Annotated in this window: 4 protein-coding genes; 3 read left to right on the top strand and 1 reads right to left on the bottom strand. The window is 71.7% G+C overall.

Annotated elements, in window-relative coordinates; genetic code table 11:
* Together I73_RS26775 and kdpE are read left to right on the top strand one after the other, a co-directional pair.
* Window positions 1-1,383 (top strand): ATP-binding protein (locus I73_RS26775; RefSeq protein WP_040499941.1); only part of this gene is annotated, 1,383 nt, incomplete at its 5' end.
* A gap of 10 nt (window positions 1,384-1,393) precedes the next feature.
* Entirely contained in the window at window positions 1,394-2,095 is a 702-nt protein-coding gene (gene kdpE, locus I73_RS08120; protein WP_022980155.1) for a two-component system response regulator KdpE, read from the top strand.
* Here the strand turns inward: kdpE and I73_RS26770 are convergent.
* Window positions 2,068-3,216 (bottom strand): TRAP transporter substrate-binding protein, encoded by a 1,149-nt coding sequence (locus tag I73_RS26770; protein WP_022980154.1) that lies wholly within the window; start codon window positions 3,214-3,216, stop codon window positions 2,068-2,070. The genes kdpE and I73_RS26770 overlap by 28 nt on opposite strands.
* 101 nt (window positions 3,217-3,317) lie before the next feature.
* Between I73_RS26770 and I73_RS08110 the strand changes: the two genes are divergently transcribed.
* Complete coding sequence (locus I73_RS08110) at window positions 3,318-3,875, top strand: hemerythrin domain-containing protein (protein ID WP_051049128.1); 558 nt, start codon at window positions 3,318-3,320, stop codon at window positions 3,873-3,875.
* The last annotated feature ends 345 nt before the right edge of the window (window positions 3,876-4,220 follow it).

Raw genomic sequence — 4,220 nt, 5'->3', positions numbered from 1 at the left:
TGGGCGGGCCCTGCGCTCGGGCGCAGCCCAGCGGTGCTGGCCCCTTTCGTCGGCGTGGGCCTGTTCGACTTCTTCTTCGTGCCGCCGCGCTTCTCCTTCGCGGTCAGCGACGTGCAGTACGTGCTGACCTTCGCGGTGATGCTGGTGGTGGCGCTGGTCATCGGCCAGCTCACCGCGGGGCTGCGTTTCCAGGCCGACGAGGCCCAGCGGCGCGAGCACGGCATGCGCCGGCTCTACGAGATGGCGCGCGACCTCTCCGCCGCGCTGCAGCCCGAGCAGGTGGCCGAGATCGGCAGCCGCTTCCTGACCGCGGAGTTCCGCGCCCAGGTCACCGTGCTGGCCGCCGACGACGAAGGCCATCTGCAGCCGCTGCCCGGCGGGCGGGCCACGGTGGACATGGCCGTGGCCCAGTGGGCCTTCGACCGCGGTGAGCCCGCCGGCCGCGGCACCGACACCCTGCCGGCCAGCACCTGCCTGATGCTGCCGCTGCGCGCACCCATGCGCAGCCGCGGCGTGCTGTGCGTGGAGCCGGCCGCGGGCGAACCGGCCCCCGGCCCCGGCCAGCGCCAGCTGCTGCAGACGGCCGCCTCGTTGCTGGCCATCTCGCTGGAGCGCATCCACTACATCGACGTGGCCCAGGCCAGCACCCTGCAGATCGAATCCGAGCGGCTGCGCAACTCGCTGCTCTCGGCCATGTCGCACGATCTGCGCACGCCGCTGGCATCGCTGCAGGGCCTGTCCGAAACCCTGGCCTGGACCGAACCGCCGCTGGCCCCGGCCCAGCAGCAGACGGTGCAGGCCATCCAGCAGTCGGCCCGGCGCATGAGCGCACTGGTCAACAACCTGCTGGACATGGCGCGGCTGGAGGCCGGCGCGGTGCAGCTGCGCCGCGACTGGCTGCCGCTGGAAGAGCTGGTGGGCAGCGCGCTGGCCGAGTGCCAGGGGCTGCTGGGCCCGCGGCCGGTCACGGTCGAGCTGGCCGAGGACCTGCCGCTGCTGGCCCTGGACGCCACGCTGTTCGAGCGCGTCTTCGTCAACCTGCTGGAGAACGCGGCCAAGTACACACCGGCCGGCAGCGCCATCGAGATCCGCGCCCGGCGCGACGGCGCGGAGGTGCTCATCCAGGTGGACGACCACGGCCCCGGCCTGCCCCCGGGGCGCGAGGAGGCGGTGTTCGAGAAATTCGAGCGCGGCCAGCGCGAAAGCGCCACGCCGGGCGTGGGCCTGGGCCTGGCCATCTGCCGCGCCATCGTGCAGGCCCATGGCGGCCGCATCCAGGGGCAGAACCGACGGCAGGGCGAGCAGGTCGTCGGTGCCCGCTTCACCCTGCGCCTGCCGGTGGGCCAGCCGCCCACCGACGACGGCAGCGCGCTGGCTGGTTAGCATCCGGACCATGAGCGAGCCCCTGCCCCGCGTGCTGGTCGTCGAAGACGAGGCCGACATCCTGCGCTTCATCCGCCTGGCCCTGGAAAGCCAGGGGCTGGAGGTGCACACCGCCGACGGCCTGCAGCGCGGCCTGATCGAGGCCGGCACCCGGCGGCCCGAGCTGATCGTGCTGGACCTGGGCCTGCCCGATGGCGACGGGGTGGACCTGATCCGCGACCTGCGGCAGTGGTCGGCGGTGCCGGTGATCGTGCTGTCGGCCCGCAGCCGCGAGGCCGACAAGATCGCCGCGCTGGACGCCGGCGCCGACGACTACCTGGTCAAGCCCTTCGGCAGCGGCGAGCTGCTGGCCCGGGTGCGCGCCCAGCTGCGCCGCCACAGCCAGCAGGGCGCCCAGGGCGAGCCGGTGCAGCGCTTCGGCGACATCACGGTGGACCGGGTGCACCGCAGCGTGCAGCGCGCGGGCGAGGCCCTGCACCTCACCCCCATCGAGTACCGGCTGCTGACCCACCTGCTGTCCCAGCCGGACCGGGTCGTCACCCACGCCCAGCTGCTGCAGGCGGTGTGGGGCCCCGGCCACCGCGAGGACACCCACTACGTGCGGGTGCACATGGCCAATCTGCGCAAGAAGATCGAGGCCGACCCGTCCCGGCCGCAGCACCTGCTGACCGAGACCGGCGTGGGCTACCGGCTGGTGGGCCTGGCGGGCTGAGGCTCAAAGACACAAGGCCGGCTCAGCCCTTGCCCGCGCAACAGGGCGCTCATCAGTTTGTCGAAGGGCAGGTCGCAGAGCTGCTGCCACATCACCTGCTCGGCCCTGAACTTGGCCCAGTGGGCGTGGATCTTCTTGAAGGCCGGGCTCTTCTCGGCCATCTCGGCATAGAGCGCGTTGGCCGCGCCGAAGGCGGCCTGCGTCACCTCCTTGGGGAAGGCGCGCAGCTGGGCGCCGCCGGCCACCAGGCGGCGCAGGGCCTGCGGGTTCTCGTTGTCGTACTTCATCGTCAGCCACTGGTTGGCCTCGGCCGTGGCGGTGCGCAGCGCCGTCTGGTAGAGCGCCGGCAGGGCGTTGAGCGCCTTGAGGTTGACGAACAGACCCAGCGTGGCCGAGCCTTCCCACCAGCCCGGGTAGTAGTAGTACTTGGCCACCTTCTGCAGGCCCAGCTTCTCGTCGTCCAGCGGGCCGACGAACTCGGCCGCGTCGATCACGCCCTTCTCCAGTGCGGGGTAGAGGTCGCCCGCAGCCAGCTGCTGGGGCACCACGCCCAGCTTGGCCAGCACCATGCCCCCCAGGCCGCCGATGCGGAACTTCAGGCCCTTCAGATCGGCCACCGACTTGATCTCCTTGCGGTACCAGCCGGCCATCTGGGCGCCGGTGTTGCCCACCGCCATCACGGTGAGGTCGTAGGGCGCCAGGAACTCGTCGATCAGGGCCTGGCCGCCGCCCTCGTAGAGCCAGGCGTTCTGGGCCCGCAGGCCCAGGCCGAAGGGCATGGCGGTGTGGAAGCCGAAGGCCGGGTCCTTGCCGATGTAGAAGTAGCTGGCGCTGTGGCCGGCCTCCACCGTGCCCTTCTGCACCGCGTCCAGCACACCCAGCGGCGGCACCAGCTCGCCGGCCGGGTGGACGGTGATGTTGAACTTGCCGCCGGTGAGCTCGCCCACCCGCCTGGCCACCATCTCCATCGCGCTGAAGATGCCGGTCAGGCTGCGCGGGTAGCTGGAGGCCACGCGCCAGCGGATCTCGGGGTGGCCCGTCTGGGCCAGGGCCGGGGCGGCCAGGCTGGCCAGGGCGCCCCCCACGGCACCGGATTGCGCAAGAAACTGTCGGCGGCTCATGGTGTCTCTCCAGCACAGACTCGAGGGTAGGCTTTGTACGCCATCTGAGCCGTCGTATCCTTGAGGGCACGGCTTCACCTGCGGCGACTCCAGCCCCTCCCATGTCCCGATTGATCTCCATCGCCAGTCCTGACGCAGCGTCGGCGCCAGTCACCTTCGACACCCCGCTGGCCATGCTGGCCGAATGCCACCGCCGGGTGGAGGACCAGTGCGCCACCCTGCAGCGCCTGCGGCCCCACCTGGCCACCCACGGCCCGGACCGCGCCGCGGCCGAGGCCGCCACCGCAGTGCTGCGCTACTTCGACCTGGCCGGCCCCAAGCACCATGCCGACGAAGAGGCCGACCTGTTTCCGGCACTGCTGGCATCGATGGCCGGCTCGGACGCGGTGTGCCTGCGCGAACTGACCGATGGCCTGAAGGCCGACCACCGCCGCTTCGAGCAGCTGTGGACCGGTCTGCGGGCCGCGCTGACCGAGATCGCCGCGGGGCGGCCGGCCGCGCTGGACGCGACCGCGGTGGAGGCCTTCTGCGCCCTCTACGCCCAGCACATCGCCCGCGAGGAAACGGAGCTGCTGCCCATGGCCGAGCGGCTGATCGACCCCGCCGTGCTGGCCGAGATCGGCCGGGCCATGCGGCGGCGGCGCGGCGCGCCCGATTGACGCCGGGGCTCAGAACCAGAGCATCAGGCGGCGCAGCCACTCCACGGTGCGGTGGGGCTTGGCGGAATAGAAATCGCAGTACTGGTACTTCATGGTGTCTCCCAACAGGTGTGGCTCAAGGTATAGGTACTGTATGGAGATACAGTATTCCTGAGCAGCCCACGCCGGTCAAGCCCGCGTCGCTATGATCAAGCGAACGACCGTCCTTTTCTGCCGCCGCCCCGATGTCCACCCCCAGCCTCCCCCCGCCCGGCGCCGCCGGCACCGAGAAGTTCAACACCGTCGCGCCGGACCTGGGCAGCGGCGAGGGCTGGGACAAGCTGGGCCTGGCCGAGCTGATGCCCC

The organism is Ideonella sp. B508-1, assembly GCF_000333615.1.
Lineage (GTDB): Bacteria > Pseudomonadota > Gammaproteobacteria > Burkholderiales > Burkholderiaceae_C > Ideonella.
This window is presented reverse-complemented; position numbering and strand designations above follow the sequence as displayed.